This window comes from Streptomyces sp. NPDC093795, from assembly GCF_044764665.1.
In the GTDB taxonomy this organism is placed as follows: Bacteria; Actinomycetota; Actinomycetes; order Streptomycetales; family Streptomycetaceae; genus Streptomyces.
In genome coordinates this window covers 175,380-199,163 of the sequence record NZ_JBIWIO010000010.1, presented here as the reverse complement: position 1 = coordinate 199,163, position 23,784 = coordinate 175,380, and the positions used below count along the sequence as shown (strand labels likewise).

At 72.2% G+C, this 23,784-nt stretch carries 23 protein-coding genes and 1 pseudogene; 9 read left to right on the top strand and 15 right to left on the bottom strand.

Features of this window, described 5'->3' with window-relative positions; translation table 11 throughout:
- The first annotated feature begins 254 nt into the window (after nucleotides 1-254).
- Together ACIRB7_RS26010 and ACIRB7_RS26005 are read left to right on the top strand one after the other, a co-directional pair.
- Nucleotides 255-566: a hypothetical protein gene (locus tag ACIRB7_RS26010; RefSeq protein ID WP_403603060.1), complete on the top strand. Its 312-nt coding sequence runs from the start codon at nucleotides 255-257 to the stop codon at nucleotides 564-566.
- Nucleotides 563-868: a hypothetical protein gene (locus ACIRB7_RS26005; RefSeq protein WP_403603058.1), complete on the top strand. Its 306-nt coding sequence runs from the start codon at nucleotides 563-565 to the stop codon at nucleotides 866-868. The genes ACIRB7_RS26010 and ACIRB7_RS26005 overlap by 4 nt, the downstream gene beginning before the upstream one ends.
- 32 nt (nucleotides 869-900) lie before the next feature.
- Here the strand turns inward: ACIRB7_RS26005 and ACIRB7_RS26000 are convergent.
- A pseudogene (locus tag ACIRB7_RS26000) lies at nucleotides 901-1,278 on the bottom strand (ATP-binding protein); the annotation flags it as partial.
- Between the two features lie 112 nt (nucleotides 1,279-1,390).
- Between ACIRB7_RS26000 and ACIRB7_RS25995 the strand changes: the two are divergent.
- The 5 genes from ACIRB7_RS25995 (at nucleotide 1,391) to ACIRB7_RS25975 (ending at nucleotide 6,160) form a co-directional block, all read left to right on the top strand.
- A complete protein-coding gene (locus ACIRB7_RS25995; RefSeq protein ID WP_403603056.1) occupies nucleotides 1,391-2,218 on the top strand; it encodes a Scr1 family TA system antitoxin-like transcriptional regulator in 828 nt (275 codons plus the stop codon).
- Entirely contained in the window at nucleotides 2,215-2,457 is a 243-nt protein-coding gene (locus ACIRB7_RS25990) for a DUF397 domain-containing protein (protein ID WP_403603054.1), read from the top strand. Before ACIRB7_RS25995 ends, ACIRB7_RS25990 begins: the two co-directional genes overlap by 4 nt.
- The gene (locus tag ACIRB7_RS25985) at nucleotides 2,454-2,858 is read left to right on the top strand and encodes a hypothetical protein (RefSeq protein WP_403603052.1); all 405 of its coding nucleotides are present in this window, start codon (nucleotides 2,454-2,456) and stop codon (nucleotides 2,856-2,858) included. The genes ACIRB7_RS25990 and ACIRB7_RS25985 overlap by 4 nt, the downstream gene beginning before the upstream one ends.
- A 3-nt stretch (nucleotides 2,859-2,861) precedes the next feature.
- On the top strand, nucleotides 2,862-5,660 hold the full coding sequence (locus ACIRB7_RS25980; protein ID WP_403603050.1) for a tetratricopeptide repeat protein: 2,799 nt from the start codon (nucleotides 2,862-2,864) through the stop codon (nucleotides 5,658-5,660).
- A 338-nt stretch (nucleotides 5,661-5,998) separates the two neighbouring features.
- Nucleotides 5,999-6,160, top strand: coding sequence for a hypothetical protein (locus ACIRB7_RS25975; protein WP_403603048.1), 162 nt, complete (start codon nucleotides 5,999-6,001; stop codon nucleotides 6,158-6,160).
- Between the two features lie 93 nt (nucleotides 6,161-6,253).
- On the opposite strand, the gene gatB is transcribed toward ACIRB7_RS25975, so the two are convergent.
- The 9 genes from gatB to ACIRB7_RS25930 all read right to left on the bottom strand — a co-directional run bounded on the left by gatB (nucleotide 6,254) and on the right by ACIRB7_RS25930 (nucleotide 16,818).
- Entirely contained in the window at nucleotides 6,254-7,765 is a 1,512-nt protein-coding gene (gene gatB, locus ACIRB7_RS25970; protein WP_403603046.1) for an Asp-tRNA(Asn)/Glu-tRNA(Gln) amidotransferase subunit GatB, read from the bottom strand.
- 16 nt (nucleotides 7,766-7,781) lie between these two features.
- On the bottom strand, nucleotides 7,782-8,015 hold the full coding sequence (locus ACIRB7_RS25965) for a hypothetical protein (RefSeq protein ID WP_356696183.1): 234 nt from the start codon (nucleotides 8,013-8,015) through the stop codon (nucleotides 7,782-7,784).
- Between the two features lie 5 nt (nucleotides 8,016-8,020).
- The gene (gene gatA, locus ACIRB7_RS25960; protein ID WP_403603044.1) at nucleotides 8,021-9,517 is read right to left on the bottom strand and encodes an Asp-tRNA(Asn)/Glu-tRNA(Gln) amidotransferase subunit GatA; all 1,497 of its coding nucleotides are present in this window, start codon (nucleotides 9,515-9,517) and stop codon (nucleotides 8,021-8,023) included.
- A 5-nt stretch (nucleotides 9,518-9,522) separates the two neighbouring features.
- Entirely contained in the window at nucleotides 9,523-9,819 is a 297-nt protein-coding gene (gene gatC, locus ACIRB7_RS25955) for an Asp-tRNA(Asn)/Glu-tRNA(Gln) amidotransferase subunit GatC (RefSeq protein ID WP_015036350.1), read from the bottom strand.
- A gap of 94 nt (nucleotides 9,820-9,913) precedes the next feature.
- Nucleotides 9,914-12,028: a putative bifunctional diguanylate cyclase/phosphodiesterase gene (locus tag ACIRB7_RS25950; RefSeq protein ID WP_403603042.1), complete on the bottom strand. Its 2,115-nt coding sequence runs from the start codon at nucleotides 12,026-12,028 to the stop codon at nucleotides 9,914-9,916.
- A 330-nt stretch (nucleotides 12,029-12,358) separates the two neighbouring features.
- Nucleotides 12,359-14,539: an NAD-dependent DNA ligase LigA gene (gene ligA, locus ACIRB7_RS25945; RefSeq protein WP_403603040.1), complete on the bottom strand. Its 2,181-nt coding sequence runs from the start codon at nucleotides 14,537-14,539 to the stop codon at nucleotides 12,359-12,361.
- 32 nt (nucleotides 14,540-14,571) lie between these two features.
- Nucleotides 14,572-15,570 (bottom strand): methionine synthase, encoded by a 999-nt coding sequence (locus tag ACIRB7_RS25940; protein ID WP_403603038.1) that lies wholly within the window; start codon nucleotides 15,568-15,570, stop codon nucleotides 14,572-14,574.
- Between the two features lie 2 nt (nucleotides 15,571-15,572).
- On the bottom strand, nucleotides 15,573-16,271 hold the full coding sequence (locus ACIRB7_RS25935; RefSeq protein ID WP_403603036.1) for an SDR family oxidoreductase: 699 nt from the start codon (nucleotides 16,269-16,271) through the stop codon (nucleotides 15,573-15,575).
- A gap of 7 nt (nucleotides 16,272-16,278) precedes the next feature.
- Complete coding sequence (locus ACIRB7_RS25930) at nucleotides 16,279-16,818, bottom strand: TIGR00730 family Rossman fold protein (RefSeq protein ID WP_403603034.1); 540 nt, start codon at nucleotides 16,816-16,818, stop codon at nucleotides 16,279-16,281.
- 98 nt (nucleotides 16,819-16,916) lie between these two features.
- On the opposite strand from ACIRB7_RS25930, the gene ACIRB7_RS25925 reads away from it, so the two are divergent.
- Nucleotides 16,917-17,558 (top strand): alpha/beta fold hydrolase, encoded by a 642-nt coding sequence (locus ACIRB7_RS25925; RefSeq protein WP_403603032.1) that lies wholly within the window; start codon nucleotides 16,917-16,919, stop codon nucleotides 17,556-17,558.
- Nucleotides 17,559-17,571: 13 nt separating this feature from the next.
- Here ACIRB7_RS25925 and mnmA read toward each other — a convergent pair whose 3' ends face one another.
- A complete protein-coding gene (gene mnmA / locus ACIRB7_RS25920) occupies nucleotides 17,572-18,708 on the bottom strand; it encodes a tRNA 2-thiouridine(34) synthase MnmA (protein WP_403603030.1) in 1,137 nt (378 codons plus the stop codon).
- 61 nt (nucleotides 18,709-18,769) lie between these two features.
- Here mnmA and ACIRB7_RS25915 point away from each other — a divergent pair, with 61 nt between their 5' ends.
- On the top strand, nucleotides 18,770-19,420 hold the full coding sequence (locus tag ACIRB7_RS25915; protein ID WP_403603028.1) for an N-acetylmuramoyl-L-alanine amidase: 651 nt from the start codon (nucleotides 18,770-18,772) through the stop codon (nucleotides 19,418-19,420).
- Nucleotides 19,421-19,435: 15 nt separating this feature from the next.
- On the opposite strand, the gene ACIRB7_RS25910 is transcribed toward ACIRB7_RS25915, so the two are convergent.
- The 4 genes from ACIRB7_RS25910 to ACIRB7_RS25895 form a co-directional block, all read right to left on the bottom strand.
- A complete protein-coding gene (locus tag ACIRB7_RS25910; RefSeq protein WP_403603026.1) occupies nucleotides 19,436-20,599 on the bottom strand; it encodes a cysteine desulfurase family protein in 1,164 nt (387 codons plus the stop codon).
- Between the two features lie 141 nt (nucleotides 20,600-20,740).
- Entirely contained in the window at nucleotides 20,741-21,601 is an 861-nt protein-coding gene (locus ACIRB7_RS25905) for a thioesterase family protein (RefSeq protein ID WP_403603024.1), read from the bottom strand.
- 23 nt (nucleotides 21,602-21,624) lie between these two features.
- Complete coding sequence (locus ACIRB7_RS25900) at nucleotides 21,625-22,302, bottom strand: trimeric intracellular cation channel family protein (RefSeq protein WP_403603022.1); 678 nt, start codon at nucleotides 22,300-22,302, stop codon at nucleotides 21,625-21,627.
- A gap of 420 nt (nucleotides 22,303-22,722) precedes the next feature.
- Nucleotides 22,723-23,781, bottom strand: coding sequence for an ABC transporter ATP-binding protein (locus tag ACIRB7_RS25895; RefSeq protein ID WP_403603267.1), 1,059 nt, complete (start codon nucleotides 23,779-23,781; stop codon nucleotides 22,723-22,725).
- Between the last annotated feature and the right edge of the window lie 3 nt (nucleotides 23,782-23,784).

Here is a 23,784-nt window from a genome sequence, read left to right as displayed (position 1 = left end):
GGGGACTTCGCGGGGGACAAGACCGACCTCCAGTCGACGGCCAATGGTTCGCCTTCGAGCCATTGGGTGGTACGCCGGGGACGGTAGTGAGGCCGGATGACGCGGGGAAGACCCGACGCGGACCGGGTGGTGAACGTCCAATACCCGGCGACAGGAGTCCAAGCGCGATCAAGCCGAGGCGATCTTGGTCAGGTGCCGCCGGTGCGGGGTGGAGCTGGGTACCGTGGGAGTACGGAACGTCCCTTGGAGGCACCATGTCCGCCCAGCCCACCGAGCACTCCTCCCGCCCGGCCCCGAGCGGGGCGGACATGCCGCTGCGGACGCTGGGCGACATAAGAGCGGCGCTGCGGGCCGGGCGGGGCTTCCCGGGGGACCGCGAGGACTTCGAGCTCGACCTGACGCGGGCCCTTGAGAACTCGACGGAGACGGACCTCTCGGCGGTGGCGGCGGTGATGGTCGACTACCGGGGGCGGGTGCGGCTCGCCAGCGCGCCGGACTATGACGTCGCCATGCAGGAGGGCGAGGAGCTGCTCCTGCGCATCAAGGCAGAGGCGGCCGAGCGGTGAGCGACTTCGAACCGGTCGCCGTCGCGGTGATCACGCTCCGAGCCCAGGAACGGCTCAAGGAACTGGGGGCCACGGCCGCGGAGGCGGTGGAGAGCCTTCGGCAGGAGCTGGAGCTGAACCCCCGTCTCGGGCTCCCCAAGGGGAAGGATCGCGGACCTCGGGGCAAGGCGTTCATGACGCACCTCGAAGCCCGTCCGGGCATGCCCGGACTGACCGTCGGCTACCTGTACATGGCCACCCCGGCTCCACCGGGAGTAGCCATCACGGTGATCGTTCCCGACGACTCCGCCGAGTTCGCCTGACACCAGGCCCCGTCCGCCCCCGAGCCCCGGTCGAACTCGCACCAGACGAGCTTGCCGGGGTTCCGCTCCCCCACGCCCCAGCGGTCCGCCAGGGCCGCGACGAGGAGGAGGCCGCGGCCGGACTCGTCGGCGGGTTCGCGCAGGGCCGGGACGCCGTCGCCGCTGTCGTGGACCTCGACACGGAGACCGTCGGCGGTCCGGCAGAGGTGGAGCGCGTATCCGCGGCCGGGCGGGACGCCGTGGAGGAGGGCGTTGGTGGCGAGCTCGCTCACGCACAGGAGTACGTCGTCCGCACGGGCGTCCAGGTCCCATGCGGCCAGGACCTCGCGCGTGAAGTCACGGGCGAGCGGGACGGATCGGCGCTCTCGCCGGAAGAACGCCTGCTGACGAAAGGTGAGTTGGTCGGTCATGGTGGCACGATCGCGACTCGTGACCCATGCGCCCCAGGTGGGAGAGCCGTACAAATTCTTTGTACGGGTGCGAAATGCGTCGGGTACGCGCGAGGAGGGGAAGCCACCGCTCATGCAGCAGGGAAAGAAACCACGCAAGAAAGTCCCCTCGTGGGAGGTCGTCGGCGCGCTTGTGGCCCTGTACCGGAAGAACGCGGGGATGACGCAGCCGCACCTCGCGTCACTCGTGTGCGTCGGGCTTGAGACGCTGGGGTCGATCGAGCAGGGGCGGCGGCCGTTGCGGCCGAAGCTCGCGGAGGAGCTCGACGGACTGCTCGACACGAAGGGGGCGCTGACGACGGCGGTCGGTAAGGTGCCGGAGCGGGAGAAGTATCCGGAGTTCGTAAGGGACTTCATCGACGAGGAGGCGATGGCCCTCAGTCTGTACTCGTACGAGAACCAGGTCATGCCGGGCCAGCTCCAGACACCCGAGTACGCCCGCGCGGTCATCGACTGCATCTACCCGCCCATCACAGAGCAGCAAGCCGAGGAACGCCTGCTCGCGCGGATCGACCGGCAGCGGATCTTCGAGCAGAAGCCCTGGCCCCCGATGATGACCTTCCTCATCAATGAGTCGGTCCTGGAACAGCCCATCGGCGGGGCAGACGTCTTGCGTGCGCAGATCCGGCATCTTCGGGAGATGGCCGAACTTCCCTTCCTCGTCATCCAGGTCCTTCCGAAGAACCTGACGAAACACGCGGGGCTCGCCGGGCCCATGGTGCTCATCGAGACACCTGAACACACCCACGTCGCCTACATCGAAGGACAGCGCGTCGGCTTCCTCATCGACGACCCCGACGAGGTCGGCATCCTCCAACGGAAGTATGGAATGCTGCGATCACAGGCCCTCACGCCAGAAGAAACCAAGGGTCTGCTGGATCGCCTGGCAGGAGAGACATGAGCTCAGTAGCGCTTTCGTGGTTCAAGTCCAGCTACAGCAGTGACGAGGGCGGCAACTGCCTCGAAGTCGCCTACGACTGGCGCAAGTCCAGCTACAGCGCCAGCGAGGGCGGCGACTGCGTCGAGGTCGCCGCCCACCCCGCCGCCGTCCACGTCCGCGACTCCAAGCTCGCCGACGGCAGCCCCGTCTTCGCCGTCTCCCCCACCGCCTGGAGCGCGTTCGTCGCGGAGGTCTCGTGATAGAGGAGTCGCTGACGGCCCTGGCCGCCGCCGGCGGCGGGGCCGTCGTCGCCGCCATGGCCACGGACGCCTGGCAGGTCACCCGGGACGGGGTCGTCCGGCTGTTCCGGGGGCGGCCCGAGGTCGAGGGGCGGCTCGACGAGGACGCCGCCCTCGTCGCCGGGGCCGAGGACACCGACGAGGCCCGGCAGGCGCTCGTGCCCGGCTGGGCGCTGCGGCTGCGCGCCCTCCTCACCGAGCACCCGGAGTACGCCGACGAGCTGCGCGCGCTGATACGGGACACCCCGGGCGGGCAGCACTCCGTGCAGCACAACACCGCCCACGACAACGGGCTCGTCTTCGGGGTCCAGCACGGGAACATCGTCCTCCACCAGAGCCCCGAGCCCCGCCCGGACGCGTAGGCCGTGAGCGCCGAGCAGCACGTCACCGCGCACTCCGGTTACGCGTACGGCGTCATCGGCGCCGACATCCACGTGTTCGGCGACGGTTCGCCGGTCTATCTGCTCAAGAACTGGCGCCGTGCGCCCGCCGCCGACCCGGAGTGGTTACGGGAGTTACCGAGCCGGATGCTCAACTCGCGTTTCGAGGTCGTTCCCTTCACGGGACGCGAGGCCGAGCTGGCCGAGTTACGCGCCTGGCGGGACCGGGGGCCGCGACTCGCCGTCCGCTGGATGCACGCGCCCGGCGGCCAGGGCAAGACACGGCTCGCCGCCCAATTCGCGGACGAGACCGCCTCCAAGACCGAGGGCGGCGGCTGGCGGGTCGTCGCCGCGACGAACGGCCCCGGATCCGTACAGCCGTCGCCAGGCAGCCAAGACCTGACGCTCGACGGACGCGAGGGCGTCCTCCTGGTCGTCGACTACGCGGACCGCTGGCCGCTCACCCACCTCACCTGGCTCTTCAGCAACGCCCTGCTCCACCGGCCCGGGGTACGGGCGCGCGTGCTGCTGCTCGCCCGTACCGCCGACGCGTGGCCCGCCGTCCGCGCCTCGCTCGCCAACCTCCAGGCCGGGACGAGCAGCATGTTCCTTGAGGACCTCCCCGACGGCTCCGACGCCCGCGCCGAGATGTACGGGGCCGCCCGCGACGCCTTCGCCGTACGGTACGGAGTCCTGCCCGCGCCCGAGCCCCCGCCCCCGCACGGGCTGACCCTCGCCCTCCACATGGCCGCCCTCGTCTCCGTCGACGCCCGGGTTCACGGGCGCCACGCACCCACCGATCCCGCCGGTCTGAGCGTCTACCTCCTCGACCGCGAGCACCTGCACTGGGGGACGCTCTTCGCGCGCGGCGACGGGCGGTACGGGACCCCACCACAGGCCATGAACCGGGCCGTCTTCGCCGCCGCGCTCACCGGGGCGCTCGACCCGTCCACGGGGTCGGGCGTCGTGGCGGGACTCGGGCCCGGCGAGTCCGCCGGGCCCTCCCCCGGACTCTCCCCCGGTCGGGTCCTCGACGACCACGCCTTCTGCTACCCGGCCGCCGAACCGGAGCGGGGCACCGTCCTGGAGCCACTCCTCCCCGACCGGCTCGCCGAGGACTTCCTCGCCCTCACGCTTCCGGGGCACGGCGCCGACTACCCCGCCATGGACTGGGCCCCGGACGTCGCCGCACGCCTGCTCGGGCCGCACGCCGAGCGCGCCGTCACCTTCCTGGCCGCCGCCGCGCAGCGCTGGCCGCACCTCGGGCCCCGGCACCTCTACCCGCTCCTGGCGTCCGACCCGGGTCTCGCCCTCGCCGCCGGCGGCGCGGCCCTGAGCTCGCTCGCCGCGCTCGACGACATGCCGACCCGGCTCCTCACCGCCATCGAGGAGCGCTTTCCCATCCACCGTCATGTGGACCTCGACGCGGGCATCGCCGCCGTCACGCGCCGGATCGTCCGTGAACTGTTCGCCCTCGACGACGGGCCCTCCGCCCGTGCGACGGGCTACCACCACCTCAGCAGCCGGCTCTCGAACGCCGGCCGGCTCGACGAGGCCCTGGAGGCCGCGCGGCTGAGCCTCGCCGCGCAGGAGGAACTCCCCGAGGACGTTCCCGCGCTGGCCACCGCCCTGTTCGGGCTCGGCAACCGCCTGGCCCTGACCGGGCGGCCCGAGGAGGCGGTGGAAGTGACCGAGGAGTCCGCCGCCCTGTTCGGGCGGCTCGCCGAGGCCGAGCCGACGCGGTGGGAGGGGATGTACGCGGGGGCCCTCAACGACCTGGGCATCTGGCTGTCCATGCTCGGCCGGGACCACGAGGCCCTGGCCCTGGGCGAGCGGTCGGTCGCCGCCTGGCGCCGGATCGTCGCCGCCGACCCCGTCCACGAGGAGCATCTGGCCGGCGCCCTGCACGGTCTCGGCAACTACCTCTCGACGCTGGGCCGTTGGCCGGAGGCCGCCGAAGCCACCGGTGAGGCGGTGCGGATCCGGCTGCGGCTGGCCGGGCGGGACCCCGCCGCCCACCGGCCCGACCTCGCCCGCTCGCTCATCAACCACGCCAACCACCTGGCCGCCCAGGGCCGGCGGGCCGAAGCCCTGGATCTGTCGGGGCAGGCGGTGACCGTCCTGCGCGCCCTCGCCCGGGTCAACGCCGCCGCGCACGAACCGGACCTCGCCCTCGCGCTGAACAGCTTGGGCGTCGACCTCGTGGAGGCCGGACGGGCGCCCGAGGCCGTGGACGCGATGGCCGAGGCCGTCGCGATCCGTCGCCGCCTCGCCTCGGGCAACCTGGCCGCCTACTCCCAGGGGCTCGCACAGTCCCTGTCGAACCTGGCTCACCTCCTGCTGGACGTGGGCCGCCCGGCCGAGGCCCTGGCCGCCGCCGAGGAGGCCGTCTCCTTCCGCGAGCGCCTGTACGCCGAACGACCGGACCCGAACCGGGTGGATCTGGCCCAGTCGCTCTCCAACCTGGGCATGTGCCTGGAGGCGGCCGGGCGGCGTCCCGAGGGGCTCGCCGCGACCCGGCGGTCCGTGGAGCTGTGCCGTGCGGCGTTCGACGGCAACCCCGCCGCGTACACCTTCGACCTGGTCCGGGTCCTCAACAACCTGGGACGTTTCCTCGCGCTCGACGGGCGCTGGGAGGAGGCGCTCGTGCCCGTCGTCGAGGCCATCGGCCTCGCCGAGCGGTCCGCCGCCGCGAACCCGCCCGCGTACGGAGAGCTCCTCACCCACCTGCGCCGCACCAGGGACGGCTGTCTGCGGACGCTGGGCCGCCCGGCGGCGCGTTGACCTGAGCCCCCCCGGGAGCGGCAAGCTGATGGCCTGTCATTCACTGTGCCCTGGGGGGGAACTTGAGCAACACGGCACACCACATCGGGCCCGACTCCACTCCTGACCGGTACCGGCTCCTCCGGTCCACCGGCCCGGCGACTCCGGGACCATCACGGGCCGCGCCCTCGTGCTCGTCATGAACCACGTCGACGGCCTCGGCCTGCGCGACTGGCGGGCCGAACGCACCCTCGCCGCGCCCGGCGAGCGGCGGGAGGTGATGCGGACCCTGGAGCAGCTCGCGGACGTCCTGGACTGGCTGCACTCCGAACATCGAGACGGCCCGGATCATCGTCTCCGTGGACGACCAGCCCGCCCTCTTCAACGAGACCGTGGACCTCGGCAAGCCGATCACCAGGTCGCTGAAGATCGAGGGCGCGCTGCGGCTGCGTCTCAAGGTGGAGGAGACCTGCACCGACGAGGGCAGCGGCGTCATCGCCGCCCCCGTCCTCAGGCGCTGACCCCACCCGCGTACGCGAACGGCCCCGCACCGGAACTCCGGTGCGGGGCCGTTCACATGGCCGTACGAGAATGGACGTACGAGAAGAAGAGGATCAGCCCTCGCTGACGCCCAGCTTCTCCAGGATCAGGTCCTTGACCTTCGCCGCGTCGGCCTGACCGCGGGTCGCCTTCATGACCGCGCCGACCAGGGCGCCGACCGCCGCGACCTTGCCGCCGCGGATCTTGTCGGCGATGGCCGCGTTGCCCGCGATGGCCTCCTCGACCGCTGTGCCGAGCGCGCCGTCGTCGGAGACGACCTTCAGACCGCGCTTCTCGACGACCGCGTCCGGGGTGCCCTCGCCGGCGAGAACGCCCTCGATGACCTGACGGGCCAGCTTGTCGTTGAGGTCACCGGAGGCGACCAGGGCCGAGACCCGGGCCACGTCGGCCGGGGTGATGGCCAGCTCCTCGAGGGAGACGCCCTGCTCGTTGGCGTTACGGGCGAGCTCGCCCATCCACCACTTGCGGGCCGAGGCCGCGTCCGCGCCCGCCTCGATCGTGGCGACGATCGCGTCGACCGCGCCCGCGTTGAGGATGGACTGCATGTCCAGCTCGGACACGCCCCACTCCTCGCGCAGCCGGTTGCGGCGCACCCGGGGCAGCTCGGGAAGGCCCTTGCGGAGCTCCTCGACCCACTCGCGGGCGGGGGCCACCGGCACCAGGTCGGGCTCCGGGAAGTACCGGTAGTCCTCGGCGTTGTCCTTGATGCGGCCGGAGGTGGTGGAGCCGTCGTCCTCGTGGAAGTGACGGGTCTCCTGCACGATCGTGCCACCGGAGGAGAGCACGGCCGCGTGGCGCTGGATCTCGAAGCGCGCCGCCCGCTCCACCGAACGGAGCGAGTTGACGTTCTTCGTCTCCGAGCGGGTGCCGAACTTCTCCCGGCCGTGCGGGCGCAGCGACAGGTTCACGTCGCAGCGCATCTGGCCCTTGTCCATGCGCGCGTCGGAGACACCGAGGGCGCGGATCAGCTCGCGCAGCTCGGCGACGTACGCCTTGGCGACCTCGGGGGCCCGCTCGCCCGCGCCCTCGATCGGCTTGGTGACGATCTCGATGAGCGGGATGCCGGCCCGGTTGTAGTCCAGCAGGGAGTGGGACGCGCCGTGGATACGGCCGGTGGCGCCGCCGACGTGCAGCGACTTGCCGGTGTCCTCCTCCATGTGGGCGCGCTCGATCTCCACGCGGAAGATCTCGCCGTCCTCCAGCTGGACGTCCAGGTAGCCGTTGAAGGCGATCGGCTCGTCGTACTGGGAGGTCTGGAAGTTCTTCGGCATGTCCGGATAGAAGTAGTTCTTCCGGGCGAAGCGGCACCACTCGGCGATCTCGCAGTGCAGCGCGAGACCGATCTTGATGGCGGACTCGACGCCGATCGCGTTGACGACGGGCAGCGAGCCGGGCATGCCGAGGCAGGTCGGGCAGGTCTGCGAGTTCGGCTCCGCGCCCAGCTCGGTCGAGCAGCCGCAGAACATCTTCGTCTTGGTACCCAGCTCGACATGGACCTCGAGGCCCATGACGGGGTCGTACTCGGCGAGCGCCGCTTCGTACGACAGCAGTTCAGTGACAGTCACGGTGAGACTTTCCCTCTCAGCCCAGCAGGACGTCGTCGTCGCCCAGGCGCTTCAGCTCCCGGTAGAGGATCGCCAGGCCGGTCACGATGGCGGCGGCGGAGACGGCGGCGTCGACGAGCCGCAGCATGTCGCCGTCGCTGCGGGCCAGCTTCGCCTGCTTGGCGACGCTGACGGCGCCGAACGCGGTGGTCGCCAGCGACACGTACACGCCGGTCTTCGACTTCTTGAAGTTCTTGGCCTTCTTTGCCATGGCACTCACAGCGACGGAGCCTCCTCGAGCAGCGGGTGTCCCCACTTTTCCACGAAGGCGGCCTCGACGGCGGCGCCGACCTTGTAGAGCCGGTCGTCCTTCATGGCGGGGGCGATGATCTGCAGGCCGACCGGGAGACCGTCCTCGGGCGCGAGGCCGCAGGGCAGCGACATGGCGGCGTTGCCGGCCAGGTTGGTCGGGATCGTGCACAGGTCCGCGAGGTACATGGCCATCGGGTCGTCGGCGCGCTCGCCGATCGGGAAGGCGGTGGTGGGGGTCGTCGGGGAGACGATCACGTCCACCTGCTCGAAGGCCTGCTCGAACTCACGGGTGATGAGCGTACGGACCTTCTGCGCCGAGCCGTAGTACGCGTCGTAGTAGCCGGAGCTCAGCGCGTACGTACCGAGGATGATGCGGCGCTTGACCTCGTCGCCGAAGCCGGCCTCACGGGTGAGGGCGGTGACGTCCTCGGCCGACCGGGTGCCGTCGTCGCCGACGCGCAGGCCGTAGCGCATGGCGTCGAAGCGGGCCAGGTTCGAGGAGCACTCGGACGGCGCGATCAGGTAGTACGCCGAGAGGGCGAGGTCGAAGGTCGGGCAGTCCAGCTCGACGATCTCGGCGCCCAGCGACTTGAGCAGTTCGACGGACTCGTCGAAGCGCTGCACGACACCGGCCTGGTAGCCCTCGCCGCGGAACTGCTTGACGACGCCGACGCGCATGCCGGCGACCGAGCCGTTGCGCGCGGCCTCGACGACCGGCGGGACCGGGGCGTCGATGGAGGTCGAGTCGAGCGGGTCGTGCCCGGCGATGGCCTCGTGGAGGAGGGCCGCGTCCAGGACCGTACGGGCGCAGGGGCCGCCCTGGTCGAGGGAGGAGGAGAAGGCCACCATGCCGTAGCGGGAGACACCGCCGTAGGTCGGCTTGACGCCGACGGTGCCGGTGACGGCGGCGGGCTGGCGGATGGAGCCGCCGGTGTCCGTGCCGATGGCGAGGGGCGCCTCGTACGCGGCGAGGGCGGCGGACGAGCCACCGCCGGAGCCGCCGGGGATCCGGGTCAGGTCCCAGGGGTTGCCGGTCGGACCGTACGCGCTGTTCTCCGTGGAGGAGCCCATCGCGAACTCGTCCATGTTGGTCTTGCCGAGGATGACGACGTCGGCGGCCTTCAGGTTCTTGACCAGGGTCGCGTCGTACGGCGGGATCCAGCCCTCGAGGATCTTCGAGCCCACGGTCGTCGGCATGCCGGCGGTGGTGAAGATGTCCTTGAGCGCGAGCGGCACCCCGGCGAGCGGGCCGAGCTTCTCGCCGCGGGCGCGCTTCTCGTCGACGGCGCGGGCCTGGGCGAGCGCACCCTCACGGTCGACGTGCAGGAAGGCGTGGACCTTCTCGTCGACGGCCTCGATGCGGGCGAGGTGGGCCTCGGTGACCTCGACGGCGGTCAGTTCGCCGGCGGCAATCTTCCCGGCGATCTCGGCCGCGGTGAGCTTGATGATGTTGTCCGTCATGACTGTTAGTCCTCCCCCAGGATCTGCGGCACCTTGAAACGCTGCTGCTCCTGGGCCGGGGCGCCGGAGAGCGCCTGCTCGGGGGTGAGCGACGGACGGACCTCGTCCGCGCGCATGACATTGGTCAGCGGCAGCGGGTGGGAGGTCGGCGGTACGTCTTGGTCGGCGACCTCGGAGACGCGGGCGACCGCGCCGATGATGTCGTCGAGCTGGCCGGCGAAGTGATCGAGTTCTTCGCCCTTCAGCTCCAGACGCGCCAGCCGTGCGAGGTGGGCGACCTCCTCGCGCGTGATGCCAGGCATGCGGATCCTCACGGGGTGAGCTTGATGGTGTGGCCCCATCCTATGGGGCCGGTGGCGCTGCCCGTGAAACGGTTTGCCCGGCGTCCGGCGCGCGCTACTGGACGACCTGTCCTGAGGGGTGGTCCAGGTCCAGTTCGGCCGCGAGGTCGGCGGGGCGGCGCCAGCCGTGCTCGCCGCGGGCCAGGAGCCAGGCGGTCGCCTCGGCGGGCGGCATCGCGGCGGCCACCAGCCAGCCCTGGACGGCGTCGCAGCCCAGGTCGCGCAGGCGCTCCCAGGTCTCGTCGTCCTCCACGCCCTCGGCGACGACGAGGAGGCCGAGGGAGTGGGCGAGGTCGACCGTGCAGCGGACGATCTCGGCGTCCTCGGTGTCGACGGCGAGCCGGGCGACGAAGGAGCGGTCGATCTTCAGTTCGCTGACGGGCAGCCGGCGCAGATGGACGAGGGAGGAGTAGCCGGTGCCGAAGTCGTCGAGGGACATCTTGACGCCGTGGCCGGTGAGGCCGTTGAGCGTGTCGGCGGCCCGCTGCGGGTCCTCCAGGAGGACGTGCTCCGTTATCTCCAGTTGGAGCGCTCCGGCCGGGACGCCGTGGCGGGCGAGGCGGGCGGCGACGGCGCCCGCGAAGCCGGGGGTGTGCACGTCGCGCGGCGAGACGTTGACGGCGACGGGGACGTCGAGGCCCTGGGCGCGCCAGCGGGCGACCTGGGCGAGGGCGGTCTCCAGGACGTACTCGGTGAGGTGGGGCATCAGGCCGGAGGACTCGGCGATGGCGATGAACTCGTCCGGCGGGACCTTTCCGCGCTCGGGGTGCACCCAGCGGACGAGCGCTTCGAGGCCGGCGACCTGGCCGTCGAACTGGACCTTGGGCTGGTAGTGGAGTTCGACGTCGCCGGCGTCGAGGGCGCGGCGCAGGTCGCCGAGGAGACCGAGCCGGTCGGGCGTGTTGGAGTCGCGCTTGGACTCGTAGACCTCGACGCCGGTGCGGTCCCGCTTGGCCTGGTACATGGCGACGTCGGCGCGGCGCAGCAGGCCTTCGGCGTCGAGGGCGTGGTCGGGGAAGACGGCGACGCCGGCGCTGGCCTCCAGGACGAGGGTGAGTCCGTCGAGGTCGAGCGGCGAGGAGAGTTCGGCGACGAGGTGCCGGGCGACCCGCTGGGCGCTGGTGGTGGAGTCGGCGATGGGCAGCAGGACGGCGAACTCGTCGCCGCCGAGCCGGGCGGCCTCGGCGCCGCGGGGCAGGGCGAGGCGGAGCCGGTCGGCGATCTGGAGGAGCAGCCGGTCGCCCGCGAGGTGACCGAGGGTGTCGTTGACCGATCGGAAGCGGTCGAGGTCGATCAGGACGAGGGCGGCGCGGGCCCCCTCTCCCTCGGCCTCCTCCAGGGCGGTCCAGGCCCGCTCCAGGAGCCACTGGCGGTTGGGGAGCCCGGTCAGCGGGTCGCGCAGCTGCTCCTCGGCGCGGGCGCGGGCGATCCAGAGGGTGGAGTCGAGGGCGATGAGGGGGACGGCGAAGAGCGGCAGCAGGACCGGCCGGGTGGCGGCGACGACGCAGATCAGCGGGGCGATGCCGAGCAGGGCGACGGCGACGAGGCCCTGCCGGAGGAGGGCGGTGCGGGCGATCGTGGGCAGGCCGCGGCCCTGGGGGGCGAGCGTGTACCACAGAAGGATGCGGGTCACCACGAGATAGGCGGCCGCGGCGAGCACGACTTCCGGGAGGTCCCCGATCGTCCAGTCGAGGGGTTGCCAGGGCTGTTCGACGGTCGGTACGTCTCCGAAGAGGGCGAGGACGAGGGCGGCGGCGGCGACTCCGATGACGTCGGCGGCGCCGTGCAGCAGGCCCTGCCGCCAGCGGTGCCGGCGGGCGGCGCCGACGAGGGCGACGACGGTCAGCGAGACGAGCCCGGCGGGCACCCAGCCGTACAGGAGCAGCACGGCGAGGGTGAGGGCGGCGCCGGAGCCGGTGCCGCCCCACCAGCGGTCGCGGCCGAGGGCGACCAGGTGGCCGACGATGAGGCCGGTGAGGACGGCGAGGGCCCCGCCGGTGACGCCGCCGGGGAAGAGTCCGCGGCCGGTGCTCAGGGCTTGCTGGAGCCCGGCGACGAGCACGACGGCGGCGATGCCCACCACGGCTGCGGGCAGCCGGGAGGTGAAGCCCAGGGGGACCGCACGGCCGTGTGGCCGTGGGACCGGGGCGGCGCTCTCGGTCGGTTCCATTCCCGTCCCTCTCACAGGCGGCGGTGCCGTCGGTGTGCGACGGCCGCGGTGGCGCGGCCGTCCGTCGTCCGGCCGTCCGTCGCACGGCCGCCGTCGGGCGGTCGTGTCTGGTGTCGACGTGGCCTTCGTCCTGTCGACGGGGCCGGTGTCCTGGCGCCACGACCGGCAGGGCCCTCGGACGGCCGCGCAGGACGAGACGCACGGTCACCACACTAGGCCGCCGAGGGCTTCGACGGGCAGCGCTCTCCTTGTCTTGCCCGAATGCGACCTGGCCACCCGTAACGATCTGGTATGCGCCGAACGGGTGACCTTCGCGGGCGGTCCGGGGTCCTACCCGGCGACCGGGACAGCGGCCTCCCGGGCGGCTTCGGGTCCCTGTTCGAGCAGGACCGCGAAGCCGTCCTCGTCCAGAACCGGAACCTTCAGCTGCATCGCCTTGTCGTACTTCGAACCAGGGTTCTCACCGACCACCACGAAGGCGGTCTTCTTCGAAACGGAACCGGTCACCTTCGCTCCGAGCCGCTGAAGGGACTCTTTTGCGCCATCCCTGGTGAACTTCTCCAGGGTGCCGGTCACCACCACCGTGAGACCTTCCAGCGGACGCGGCCCCACGTCCTCCCCGGCGCCCTCGTCCTCCAGGCTGACCCCGGCCGCACGCCACTTGCGCACGATCTCCCGGTGCCATTCCTCGGAGAACCACTGCTTCACCGCGGCCGCGATGATCCCGCCGACCCCGTCGACGGCCGCCAGCTCCTCCTCGCTCGCCTGCTCGATCCGCTCCAGGGAGCGGAACTCACGGGCCAGCGCCTCGGCCGCGACCGGCCCCACGTGCCGGATCGACAGGCCGTTGATGAAGCGGGCCAGCGGGCGCTCCTTGGCCGCCGCGATGTTCTCCAGCATCGCCAGGGCGTTCTTCTTCGGCTCGCCCTTCTGGTTGGCGAAGACCGTGACGATCTTCTCCTCGCCGGTCTTGGGGTCCCGCTTGGGCAGCCCGCTGCTCGGGTCGAGGACGTACGCCCTGATCGGGAGAAGCCGCTCGATGGTGAGGTCGAAGAGGTCGCCCTCGTCGACGAGCGGGGGCTCGGACGGCTCAAGGGGGCGGGTCAGCGCCGCCGCGGCCACCATCCCGAAGTTCTCGATGTCCAGGCACTGACGCCCGGCGAGGAAGAAGAGCCGCTCGCGCAGCTGGGCCGGGCAGGTCCGGGCGTTCGGGCAGCGGAGGTCGATGTCGCCCTCCTTCATCGGCTTCAGCGCCGTGCCGCATTCCGGGCACTCGGCGGGCATCACGAACTCCCGCTCGGTGCCGTCGCGCAGGTCGGCGACCGGCCCGAGGATCTCCGGGATGACGTCACCGGCCTTGCGCAGCACGACCGTGTCGCCGATCAGCACGCCCTTGGCCTTCACCACCTCCTGGTTGTGGAGGGTGGCGAACTCGACCTCCGAGCCGGCCACGGTCACCGGCTCCACCTGCGCGTACGGCGTGACGCGACCGGTCCTGCCGACGCCGACCTTGATGTCGAGCAGCTTGGTGTTGACCTCCTCCGGCGCGTACTTCCAGGCGATGGCCCAGCGCGGGGCGCGCGCGGTGGAGCCGAGCCGGCCCTGGAGCGGGATCTCGTCGAGCTTGACGACGACCCCGTCGATCTCGTGCTCCACGGAGTGACGGTTCTCCCCGAAGTACGTGATGAACTCCCGCACCTCGTCGAGCGAACCGACCACCTTGTTGTGCCGGGCGGTGGGCAGGCCCCAGGAGCGCAGCAGCTCGTACGTCTCCGAGAGCAGGCCGATCTCGAAGCCCTCGCGGGCGCCGATGCCGTGCACCACCATGTGGAGCGGGCGGGAGGCGGTGACCTTGGGGTCCTTCTGGCGGAGCGAACCCGCCGCCGCGTTCCTCGGGTTGGCGAAGGGCTTGTCGCCGGCCTCCACCAGACGGGCGTTGAGCCCTTCGAAGGCCTCCATCGGGAAGTAGACCTCGCCGCGAATCTCCACGAGGTCCGGTACGCGCTCCCCGGTCAGCCGGTCCGGGATGTCGGCGATCGTCCGGACGTTGGGCGTGATGTCCTCGCCGGAGCGCCCGTCACCGCGGGTGGCGGCCCGGACCAGCCGCCCGTGCTCGTACGTGAGGTTGACCGCGAGGCCGTCGACCTTCAGCTCGCACAGGTAGTGGAAGTCGGGGGTGCCGACGTCCCGGGCGATCCGCTCGGCCCAGGCGGCCAACTCCTCGTCGTCGAAGGCATTGTCGAGGGAGAGCATCCGCTCGCGGTGCTGGACGGAGGTGAACTCGGTCTCGTACTGTCCCGCAACCTTCTGGGTCGGGGAGTCCGGCGTCCGCAGCTCCGGGTACTCCTCCTCCAGCGCCTCCAGGGCGCGCAGGAGCGTGTCGAACTCGCCGTCGCTGATGACCGGCTGGTCCTTCACGTAGTACCGGAAGCGGTGCTCCTCGACCCGCTCGGCCAGATCGGCGTGCTTCTCCCGTGCCTCGGCGGGCAGGGCCCCCTGTTCGACTGCCACCTTCGTCCGTCCTCCCGTGCCTCTGAACCCGGTCACTCTGGGTTGTCCGCGAGCGATCTCGCCGCCCGGACGCAGTGGGCGAGCGCCGCGCGGGCGTAGGCGGGCGAAGCGCCCGCCAGCCCGCACGTGGGAGTGACGACCACGGACTCCGCGAGAGTCCCCGGATTCAGCCCCAGCCTGCGCCACAACGTCCTGACACCCATGACGCTACCGCCCGGGTCTGACAACGGGCCGTCAGTGGACGCCACCACACCGGCGAAGAGCTTGGTGCCGGCCTCCACGGCCTCACCGATCGACTCCTCGTCACGCTCGGTGAGCAGCCCGAAGTCGAACGAGACGCCGGCGACTCCCGCCCTGCGCAGCAGCGCGAACGGGACGTCCGGGGCACAGGAGTGGACGACCACCGGCCCGTCGTGGACCGCGATCACCTCCCGCAGGGCGCTCTCGACGACCTGCCGGTCGACGGCCCGGTAGGTGCGGTAGCCGCTGGCGGTACGGACATGGCCGCGCAGGACCGCGGTGAGCGAGGGCTCGTCGAGCTGGAGGACGACCCGGGCCCCCGGAATCCGCTTGCGCACCTCCGCGAGGTGCCCGTGGAGCCCCTCGGCGAGCGAGCCGACCAGGTCACGGCAGGCGCCCGGGTCCCCGAGCGCCGCCTCGCCGCCGCGCAGCTCCAGGGCGCCGGCGAGCGTCCACGGGCCGACGGCCTGCACCTTGACCGGCCCCTCGTACCCCTGGGTGAACTCCTCGAGGGCGTCCAGGTCCTCGCCCATCCAGGAGCGGGCCCGCTTGGTGTCCCGGCCGGGCCGGTCGCTGATCCGCCAGCCGCTCGGCTCCACGTGCGCGTACAGGTCGACGAGCATCCCGAGCGTCCGGCCGATCATGTCGGCGCCGGGGCCCCTGGCGGGCAGCTCGGCCAGGAACGGGAAGTCCTCGAAGGAACCGGTGGCGGCCCTTGCGGCCTCACGGGCGTCGCCGCCGGGCAGGGAACCGACGCCGGTGGCGGGGCCCCAGAGCTTCGTGTCGCTCATGTCTACCGCCCCGGACGGACGGTGAGGTCGTTGATCTCGGCGTCGCGCGGCAGATCGATCGCCGTGAGGATCGCCGTCGCCACCGACTCGGGGTCGATCCACCGCGACGGGTCGTACTCCTTGCCCTCCTGCTGGTGCACCTTCGCCTGCATGGGACTGGCGGTGCGGCCGGGGTAGACCGAGGTCACCCGGACCCCGTGGGCGTGCTCCTCGTGGCGCAGGGAGTCGGCGAGCGCCTTGAGCCCGTGCTTGGAGGCGGCGTACGCGCCCCACTCGGCGTGCGCGGCGAGCCCGGCGCCCGAGTTCACGAAGACGACGTGGCCCTGCGAGACCCGCAGCTGGGGCAGGAGGTGCCGGGTCAGTTCGGCCGGGGCGACCAGGTTGACGTTCAGCTGGTGGTGCCAGGTCTTCGGGGTGAGGTCCCCGACCGGTCCGAGGTCGACGACGCCCGCGATGTGCAGCAGGCTGTCCACCCGCTCGGGCATGCTCTGGTGCGAGAACGCCCAGGAGAGCCGGTCCGGGTCCGCCAGGTCCCCGACGAGCGTCCGGGCCCCCGGGAACTCCGCGGCGAGCTCCTTGGCCCGCCCCGCGTCGCGCGCGTGCAGTACGAGCTCGTCCCCGCGCGCGTGGAGGCGGCGCGCGACGGCCGCGCCGATGCCGGAACCGGCGCCGGTGATCACATGTGTAGGCATGGGAGCCATGCTCGCATCAGCGGGAGCCGATGTTCTCCTCCAGATGGGCGAGGGCCGTCGCGGCGTCGTCCGCGAAGAAGACGAGGTCGGTGAGGGGGAGGGGGAGGAAGCCCTCCTCGTTCATGCGGCGGAACTGGGTCTTCAGGCCGTCGTAGAAGCCGGCCGTGTTCAGCAGGACCACCGGCTTGGTGTGCCTGCCGTGCTTCTTCAGTTCCAGGATCTCGGTGGCCTCGTCGAGGGTGCCGGTGCCGCCGACCATGATCACGATCGCGTCGGACTTGGCGAGGAGGAGCGCCTTGCGTGCGGCCAGGTCCTTGGTGACGACCATCTCGTCGGCGTTCGGGCGGGCCTTGTGGGCGAGGAAGTCGACGGAGACGCCGACGAGTCGGCCGCCGGCCTCCTCGACGCCGTCCGCGACGACCTTCATCAGGCCGGTGTCGGAGCCGCCCCAGACCAAGGTGTGGCCGGCCTTGCCGAGGAGACGGGCGAAGTCGCGGGCGGGGGCCGTGTAGCGCTCGTCGAGGTCGGCCGCCGAGAGGAAGACGCAGATGTTCATGCGCTCCACCGTAGGCCCTGACCAGCGGCTTCCAAGATTCTTACGGAAATCCCGTCGCCCCGCGATGAGTTCCGGCGACGGGCCCGGTCTGCACTGCCATGGACGAGGTGGAGACCGCGCTGAGCAGGGGCCGGGGACGGGTCACGTCACGGGACGGGACGCCGATCGCGTACGAGAGGTACGGGGACGGGCCGCCGATCGTCCTGGTGAGCGGCGCCCTGGGGACGGCCGCGACCGAGCGGCCGCTCGGCCTGCTGCTCGCCCGGGGCTTCTCCGTGGTGGCGTACGACCGCAGGGGCCGGGGCGGAAGCGGCGACACCGGGCCGTACGCGGTGGAGCGGGAGATCGAGGATCTGGCGGCGGTGGTCGCGGAGGCGGGGGCCGGTGGCGCCCCGCATGACGGTGTGGCCCTGTACGGGACGGGCACCGGGGGCGTACTCGCGCTCGCCGCCGTGGCCGCCGGGCTGCCGGTGGGGCACCTGTCGGTGTACGAGCCGCCGTACTCCGTGGAAACGGTCCCGGAGCGGCTCCTCGTCCGGGTCCACGCGCGCGTACTGGTGGTCGACGGGGGCGCGAGCCCGGCGGGGACCCGTCGAGCGGCCCGCGCCCTGGCGGCGGCCCTCCCCCGCGCCCGCCACCGCACCCTGACGGGCCAGACGCACGAGGTGGCCCCGCATGTGCTCGCCCCGGTCCTGGAGGAGTTCCTGTCCGAGGACCGGGAGACCGTGGAGGCGGCTTGAGGAGGCGTGCGGCTTACGCCGTGGCCTCCGCCGTGGCCTCCGTGCGGCGGGTCGTCGCGATCGTGGCCGAGCCCACCACGCGCGTGCCGTCGTACAGGACGATCGCCTGGCCTGGGGCCACGCCCCTGACCGGTTCGTCGAAGGTGACCGTGAGCTCGCCGTCCGCCAGGGACGCCGTCACCTCGGTCTCGCCGCCGTGGGCGCGGAGCTGGGCGGTGTAGCGGCCGGAGCCCTCCGGGGCGGTGCCGCACCAGCGGGGCTTGATCGCGGTCAGGGCCGTGACGTCCAGGGCCTCGACGGGGCCCACCGTGACCGTGTTGTTCACGGGCGAGATGTCCAGGACGTAGCGGGGCTTGCCGTCCGCGGCCGGGTGGCCGATCCGGAGGCCCTTGCGCTGGCCGATGGTGAAGCCGTACGCGCCCTCGTGGGTGCCGACCTTCGTACCCGCCTCGTCGACGATGTCGCCGTCCGCCTTGCCCAGACGGGAGGCGAGGAAGCCCTGGGTGTCGCCGTCGGCGATGAAGCAGATGTCGTGGCTGTCGGGCTTCTTCGCGACCGCGAGCCCGCGCCGCTCGGCCTCCGCCCGGATCTCGTCCTTGGTGGTGAGGGTGTCGCCCAGCGGGAACATGGCGTGCGCGAGCTGCTTCTCGTCCAGGACCCCGAGGACGTACGACTGGTCCTTGGCCATGTCGGAGGCCCGGTGCAGCTCCCGGGTGCCGTCCTCGTTCAGGACGACCGTCGCGTAATGGCCGGTGCAGACCGCGTCGAAGCCGAGGGCGAGCGCCTTGTCGAGCAGCGCCGCGAACTTGATCTTCTCGTTGCAGCGCAGGCACGGGTTGGGGGTGCGGCCGGCCTCGTACTCCGCGACGAAGTCGTCGACGACGTCCTCACGGAACCGCTCGGCGAGGTCCCACACGTAGAACGGGATACCGATGACGTCGGCGGCCCGGCGGGCGTCCCGGGAGTCCTCGATCGTGCAGCAGCCACGCGCGCCCGTACGGAAGGACTGCGGGTTCGCGGAGAGGGCGAGGTGCACGCCGGTGACGTCGTGACCGGCTTCGGCGGCACGGGCGGCGGCGACGGCGGAGTCCACGCCGCCCGACATGGCGGCGAGGACGCGAAGGGGGCGCGGGGGCGGAGTCTGAGTCATAGCCCTACCAGGGTACGGGTCGGCGGGAACCACGGTCGCGGTAGTAAGCGTTCTCGGTGGCATGGGGAGCAAGCCGAACAAGAAGGTGGGGCGGCGCGCCGTCCTGCTCGGGGGCGGGGTCGCCGTGCTGGGCACGGCGGCGCTGGCCGGGGACGAGCTGGCGCGCGCGTGGTGGCGGCTGCCGGGGATGCAGAAGAAGCGGGTCGAGGGTGAGCTCGACCACCGGGCCGCCGAGTGGACCTCGGCGGCGCGGGCGAACTGGCGGCGGGCCGACCGGCCCGACGACTACCGGATCGACCGGGTCGTGATCCATGTCGTCCAGGGCAGCTACGCGACCGCGCTCAAGGTCTTCAAGAACCCGGGGCACGGGGCCGCCACGCACTACGTCGTCCGCAAGGACGGGCATGTGGCGCAGATGATCCGGGAGCTCGACGTCGGCTTCCACGCCGGGAACCGCGACATGAACGAGCGGAGCATCGGCATCGAGCACGAGGGCTTCGTCGACCGGCCGCAGGACTTCACGGCGGCGATGTACGCGGGGTCGGCGCGGCTCACGGCCGACATATGCGCGCGGCACGGGATACCGGTGGACCGGGAGCACATCATCGGGCACGTGGAGGTCGAGGGCACGGACCACACCGATCCCGGTCCGCACTGGGACTGGGACCGCTATCTGAAGCTGGTGCGGGAGGCGTCGAAGAAGCTCGTGTGAGCGGTTCGGCAGACCTCAGGTGAGGCCTGCGGTCCTCGCGCGTTCGACGGCCGGGCCGATCGCGGCCGCCACCGCCGCGACGTCCTCCCTGGTGGAGGTGTGGCCCAGGGAGAAGCGCAGGGTGCCCCTGGCCAGGTCCGGATCGGTGCCGGTGGCGAGGAGGACGTGGCTCGGCTGGGCGATGCCGGCGGTGCAGGCGGAGCCGGTGGAGCAGGCGATGCCGGCGGCGTCGAGCAGCAGGAGCAGGGAGTCGCCCTCGCAGCCGGGGAAGGTGAAGTGGGCGTTGGCGGGGAGCCGCTCGACGGGGTCGCCGCCGAGGAGCGCGTCGGGGACGGCCGTACGGACGGTGGTGACGAGCTCGTCGCGCAGCGCGCCGACCTCGCGGGCGAACTCCTCGCGCCGCTCGGTGGCGAGCCGGGCGGCGACGGCGAACGCGGCGACGGCCGGTACGTCGAGGGTGCCGGAACGGACGTGCCGCTCCTGGCCTCCGCCGTGCAGCACGGGTACGGGGGTGTACTCGCGGCCCAGGAGCAGGGCGCCGATGCCGTAGGGGCCGCCGATCTTGTGGCCGGAGACGGTCATCGCGGCGAGTCCGGACGCGGCGAAGTCGACCGGGACCTGGCCGACCGCCTGGACGGCGTCGGCGTGCAGCGGTACGCCGAACTCGGCGGCGACGTCGGCGAGTTCACGGACCGGCATGACCGTGCCGATCTCGTTGTTCGCCCACATGACGGTGGCCAGGGCGACGGAGTCGGGGTCACGGGCGATGGCCTCGCGCAGGGCGTCGGGGTGGACGCGGCCGTGGCGGTCGACAGGGAGGTACTCGACGGTGGCGCCCTCGTGGGTGGCGAGCCAGTCGACGGCGTCGAGCACGGCGTGGTGCTCCACCGGGCTGGCCAGGACGCGGGTACGGCGGGGGTCGGCGTCGCGCCGGGCCCAGTAGAGGCCCTTCACCGCGAGGTTGTCGGCCTCGGTGCCGCCGGAGGTGAAGACGACCTCGCTCGGCCGCGCGCCGAGCGCGGCGGCGAGCGTCTCGCGCCCCTCCTCGACGGTCCGCCGGGCCCGCCGTCCGGGGGCATGCAGGGAGGAGGCGTTGCCCGTGACGGCGAGCTGGGCGGTCATCGCCTCGATCGCCTCGGGCAGCATGGGCGTGGTCGCGGCGTGGTCGAGGTAAGCCATGGTGGATCGATTCTACGAGCCCGTGGCGTCGGGCCCGGCGGGTGGCCGGTTTACGGCGGGGGGAGGGGCGCCTGGCTTGGGGTGTCCGGGTCCCCGGGGGGAGGCCGACAGGCCCGGGAGGCCGGCCTGCCCGTCTTTCCCTCAGGTGCGGGGTGCGCGGGCCAGTTGGCGGGATTGGGCTACCAGGCGGTCGGCGCTGTCCCAGATCTCCGCGTCCTCCTCCAGGAAGCCGCCCGCGAGGTTGCGGGTGGTGATGGAGACCCGCAGCGGGCCCGGGGCCGGGCGGCAGCGGATGTGGGTGGTGAGCTCGACGGTCGGGGTCCAGCCCTTGAGGCCCAGTTCGAAGGAGGTCGGCGGCAGCGCGTCGACCGTCAGGAGCAGCGACAGCGCGTCGGGCTCCCTGCCGTCGGCGAGGCCGAACCAGGCCCGCATCTCGCCCTTGCCCGAGGGCGCTCCGAGCGCCCAGCCGACGCAGGCGGGGTCGAGGCGGAGGTCCAGCCGGTCGGCGATGGCGGAGGAGCCGGGGATCCTCGGGGCCGGGTTGTCGGCGGCGCTGAAGCAGTTCTCGATCGGCGCCATCGCCGGCGGCGTCGCCGTGGTGCGGACGTCGTCGGGGAGCGCGTCGAGGTCTCCGTACGAGGCGAGGACCCTGATCCGCTCGACCTCGGTGCCGTCCTCCGCGTACTGGAAGAGCGAGGCCTGTCCCGTGGACAGCGTCCGGCCCGTGCGGACCGTCTCCGTCCTGATCACCGCGGGGCCCGGCACGGACGGCGTGAGGTAGTGCGCCGAGATCGTGAAGGGGTCGGGGTGCGGGAGGTGCTCGCCGAGTGCGCGGCCGAGCAGAGCGAGGAGGTAGCCGCCGTTGACCGCGTGGATGATCGTCCAGCCGGCGGAGAGCTCGGCGTCGTACACGCCGGGCTCGCGGAGGGTGAGGGCGGTGTCGCGGTCGAACTCGCTCGTCGCGAGGTCCGTCGCCGTGCTCGTCTCGGTGCTCGTGCTCATGTTTTCGACGGTACCCCAGCTTGCTACTGAGCGGTAGCTTTTTCCGGTTCCTCGCGGGCGGACGAGCGCCTGTTCCAGGCGCGGGGCGCCCGCCAGTGGTAGCGCAGCGCGAGCAGTCGGAGCGCGAAGGCGGTGAGGGCGGCCGCGCCGCTCGTGAACGGGTTGAGCATGTCGAAACGGATGCAGAGCACCACCATCACCGCCCCGACGATCGCCGGGACCGCGTACAGGTCACGGTCCCAGCGCAGCAGGGACGGCACCTCGTTGGCGAGCACGTCCCGCAGGACGCCTCCGCCGACCGCCGTCGCGAGACCGAGCGCGGCGGAGGAGGTGAGGCCGAGGCCGTAGTCGTACGCCTTCGTCGTGCCGGTCACGCAGAAGAGGCCGAGGCCGGCGGCGTCGAAGACGTTGACGGCCCGCTGGGTGCGTTCGACCTGCGGGTGGAGGAAGAAGACGAGCACCGTCGCGATCAGGGGCATGAGGAAGTAGCCGAGATCGGTGAAGGCGGCGGGGGGTACGGCGCCGATGATCAGGTCGCGGAAGAGGCCGCCGCCGAGGGCGGTGACCTCGGCGAGGACGGCGATGCCGAAGACGTCGAAGTTCTTGCGGACGGCGAGGAGGGCGCCGGAGATGGCGAAGACGAAGATGCCGACGAGGTCCAGGGCGTGCTGGACGTCGGGGCTGAACAGGTTGTGGAGCACGGGGTCATTGTCGCGGTCCCCGGGGGGGGGGCGGGATGCGCCCCGGCCCCTGCCGTGTGGGCAATCGTCCCGCAGGGCGGGACGGGTGGGCACACGGGACGGCGCCCTCAGCGGCGCCCCCGCCCCTTGTGCCCGGACCCGCACGCCCAGCGCGGCGCACACGGGGTGCGGGTTCAGGCACGGAAGCCTAGGCCCGGCAAGGGGCGCCGTTCCGTTGTGCCCACCCGTTCCGCCCCAGCGGAACAGTTGCCCACAACGGGGTGGGCGCCGCCCCGGCGGGACAGTGGCCCGCACGCGGGGTGCGGGCGGGTGGGCACCGTCCCGGCGGGACAGTTGCCCGCAACGAGTGGGCGGGGCGGGCGTGGGCGTCGCCCCGCCCCGGCCGAGGCCGCGGCGCGGTGTCGGCCCGGGCCCCGTGTCCTACGCCCCCGGCTGCTTCGGCGGTGTGAGTTCTACCGACTCCCTCGCCCCCGGCACCGTCAGGGACTCCGCGTTCTCCGGGTGGTGGCAGGCCACGCGCTGGCCCGGGCGGAGTTCCACGAGCGGGGGCTCCTGGGTGCGGCAGACGTCCGTCGCCTTCCAGCAGCGGGTGTTGAAGCGGCAGCCCGGCGGCGGGGCGATCGGGGACGGGACGTCGCCGGTCAGGAGGATGCGGTCGCTCTTGGCGCCCCGCCGGCGCGGGTCCGGGATCGGGACCGCGGACATCAGGGCCCGGGTGTACGGGTGCATCGGGTTCTCGTACAGGGACTTGCGGTCCGCGAGCTCCACGATCTTGCCCAGGTACATGACCGCGATGCGGTCCGAGACGTGCCGGATGACCGACAGGTCGTGGGCGATGATCACGTACGTGAGGCCCAGCTCCCGCTGGAGGTCGTCCAGGAGGTTGACCACCTGCGCCTGGATGGAGACGTCCAGGGCGGAGACCGGCTCGTCCGCGACGACCAGCTTCGGCTTGAGGGCGAGCGCGCGGGCGATGCCGATGCGCTGGCGCTGGCCGCCCGAGAACTCGTGCGGGTAGCGGTTGTAGTGCTCGGGGTTGAGGCCCACCAGGCCGAGGAGCCGCTGGACCTCCTTCTTCACACCGCCCTCGGGCTCGACGCCCTGGAGCTTGAAGGGCGCCGAGACGATCGTGCCGACCGTGTGGCGCGGGTTCAGCGACCCGTACGGGTCCTGGAAGATCATCTGGATGTCCCGGCGGAACGGACGCATACCCGCCACCCCGAGGTGGGAGATGTCCTTGCCCTGGAACTCGACCGTGCCGTCGGTCGGTTCGAGCAGCCGGGTGATGAGCCGGCCCATCGTGGACTTGCCGCAGCCGGACTCGCCGACGACGCCGAGGGTCTCACCGGGCAGGACCTCGAAGTCGATCCCGTCGACCGCCTTGACGGCGCCGGTCTGGCGCTGGAGCAGCCCCTTCTTGATGGGGAAGTGCTTCTTCAGGCCGGTGACCTTGAGCAGAGGTTCCACGTTGCCGCTCATGTC

What these genes read in the sequence shown, in the direction of transcription:
- ACIRB7_RS25950 (WP_403603042.1), bottom strand. Translation starts at nt 12,028, where the DNA reads ATGGAACCGACCGAGAGCGCCGCCCCGGTCCCACGGCCACACGGCCGT.
- ACIRB7_RS25930 (WP_403603034.1), bottom strand. Translation starts at nt 16,818, where the DNA reads ATGAACATCTGCGTCTTCCTCTCGGCGGCCGACCTCGACGAGCGCTAC.
- ACIRB7_RS25915 (WP_403603028.1), top strand. Translation starts at nt 18,770, where the DNA reads ATGGGGAGCAAGCCGAACAAGAAGGTGGGGCGGCGCGCCGTCCTGCTC.
- gatA (WP_403603044.1), bottom strand. Translation starts at nt 9,517, where the DNA reads ATGACGGACAACATCATCAAGCTCACCGCGGCCGAGATCGCCGGGAAG.
- gatC (WP_015036350.1), bottom strand. Translation starts at nt 9,819, where the DNA reads ATGCCTGGCATCACGCGCGAGGAGGTCGCCCACCTCGCACGGCTGGCG.
- ACIRB7_RS25925 (WP_403603032.1), top strand. Translation starts at nt 16,917, where the DNA reads ATGGACGAGGTGGAGACCGCGCTGAGCAGGGGCCGGGGACGGGTCACG.
- mnmA (WP_403603030.1), bottom strand. Translation starts at nt 18,708, where the DNA reads ATGACTCAGACTCCGCCCCCGCGCCCCCTTCGCGTCCTCGCCGCCATG.
- ACIRB7_RS25910 (WP_403603026.1), bottom strand. Translation starts at nt 20,599, where the DNA reads ATGGCTTACCTCGACCACGCCGCGACCACGCCCATGCTGCCCGAGGCG.
- ACIRB7_RS25935 (WP_403603036.1), bottom strand. Translation starts at nt 16,271, where the DNA reads ATGGCTCCCATGCCTACACATGTGATCACCGGCGCCGGTTCCGGCATC.
- ACIRB7_RS25965 (WP_356696183.1), bottom strand. Translation starts at nt 8,015, where the DNA reads ATGGCAAAGAAGGCCAAGAACTTCAAGAAGTCGAAGACCGGCGTGTAC.
- ACIRB7_RS25995 (WP_403603056.1), top strand. Translation starts at nt 1,391, where the DNA reads ATGCAGCAGGGAAAGAAACCACGCAAGAAAGTCCCCTCGTGGGAGGTC.
- ACIRB7_RS25895 (WP_403603267.1), bottom strand. Translation starts at nt 23,781, where the DNA reads ATGAGCGGCAACGTGGAACCTCTGCTCAAGGTCACCGGCCTGAAGAAG.
- ACIRB7_RS25940 (WP_403603038.1), bottom strand. Translation starts at nt 15,570, where the DNA reads ATGAGCGACACGAAGCTCTGGGGCCCCGCCACCGGCGTCGGTTCCCTG.
- ACIRB7_RS25905 (WP_403603024.1), bottom strand. Translation starts at nt 21,601, where the DNA reads ATGAGCACGAGCACCGAGACGAGCACGGCGACGGACCTCGCGACGAGC.
- ACIRB7_RS26010 (WP_403603060.1), top strand. Translation starts at nt 255, where the DNA reads ATGTCCGCCCAGCCCACCGAGCACTCCTCCCGCCCGGCCCCGAGCGGG.
- ACIRB7_RS25990 (WP_403603054.1), top strand. Translation starts at nt 2,215, where the DNA reads ATGAGCTCAGTAGCGCTTTCGTGGTTCAAGTCCAGCTACAGCAGTGAC.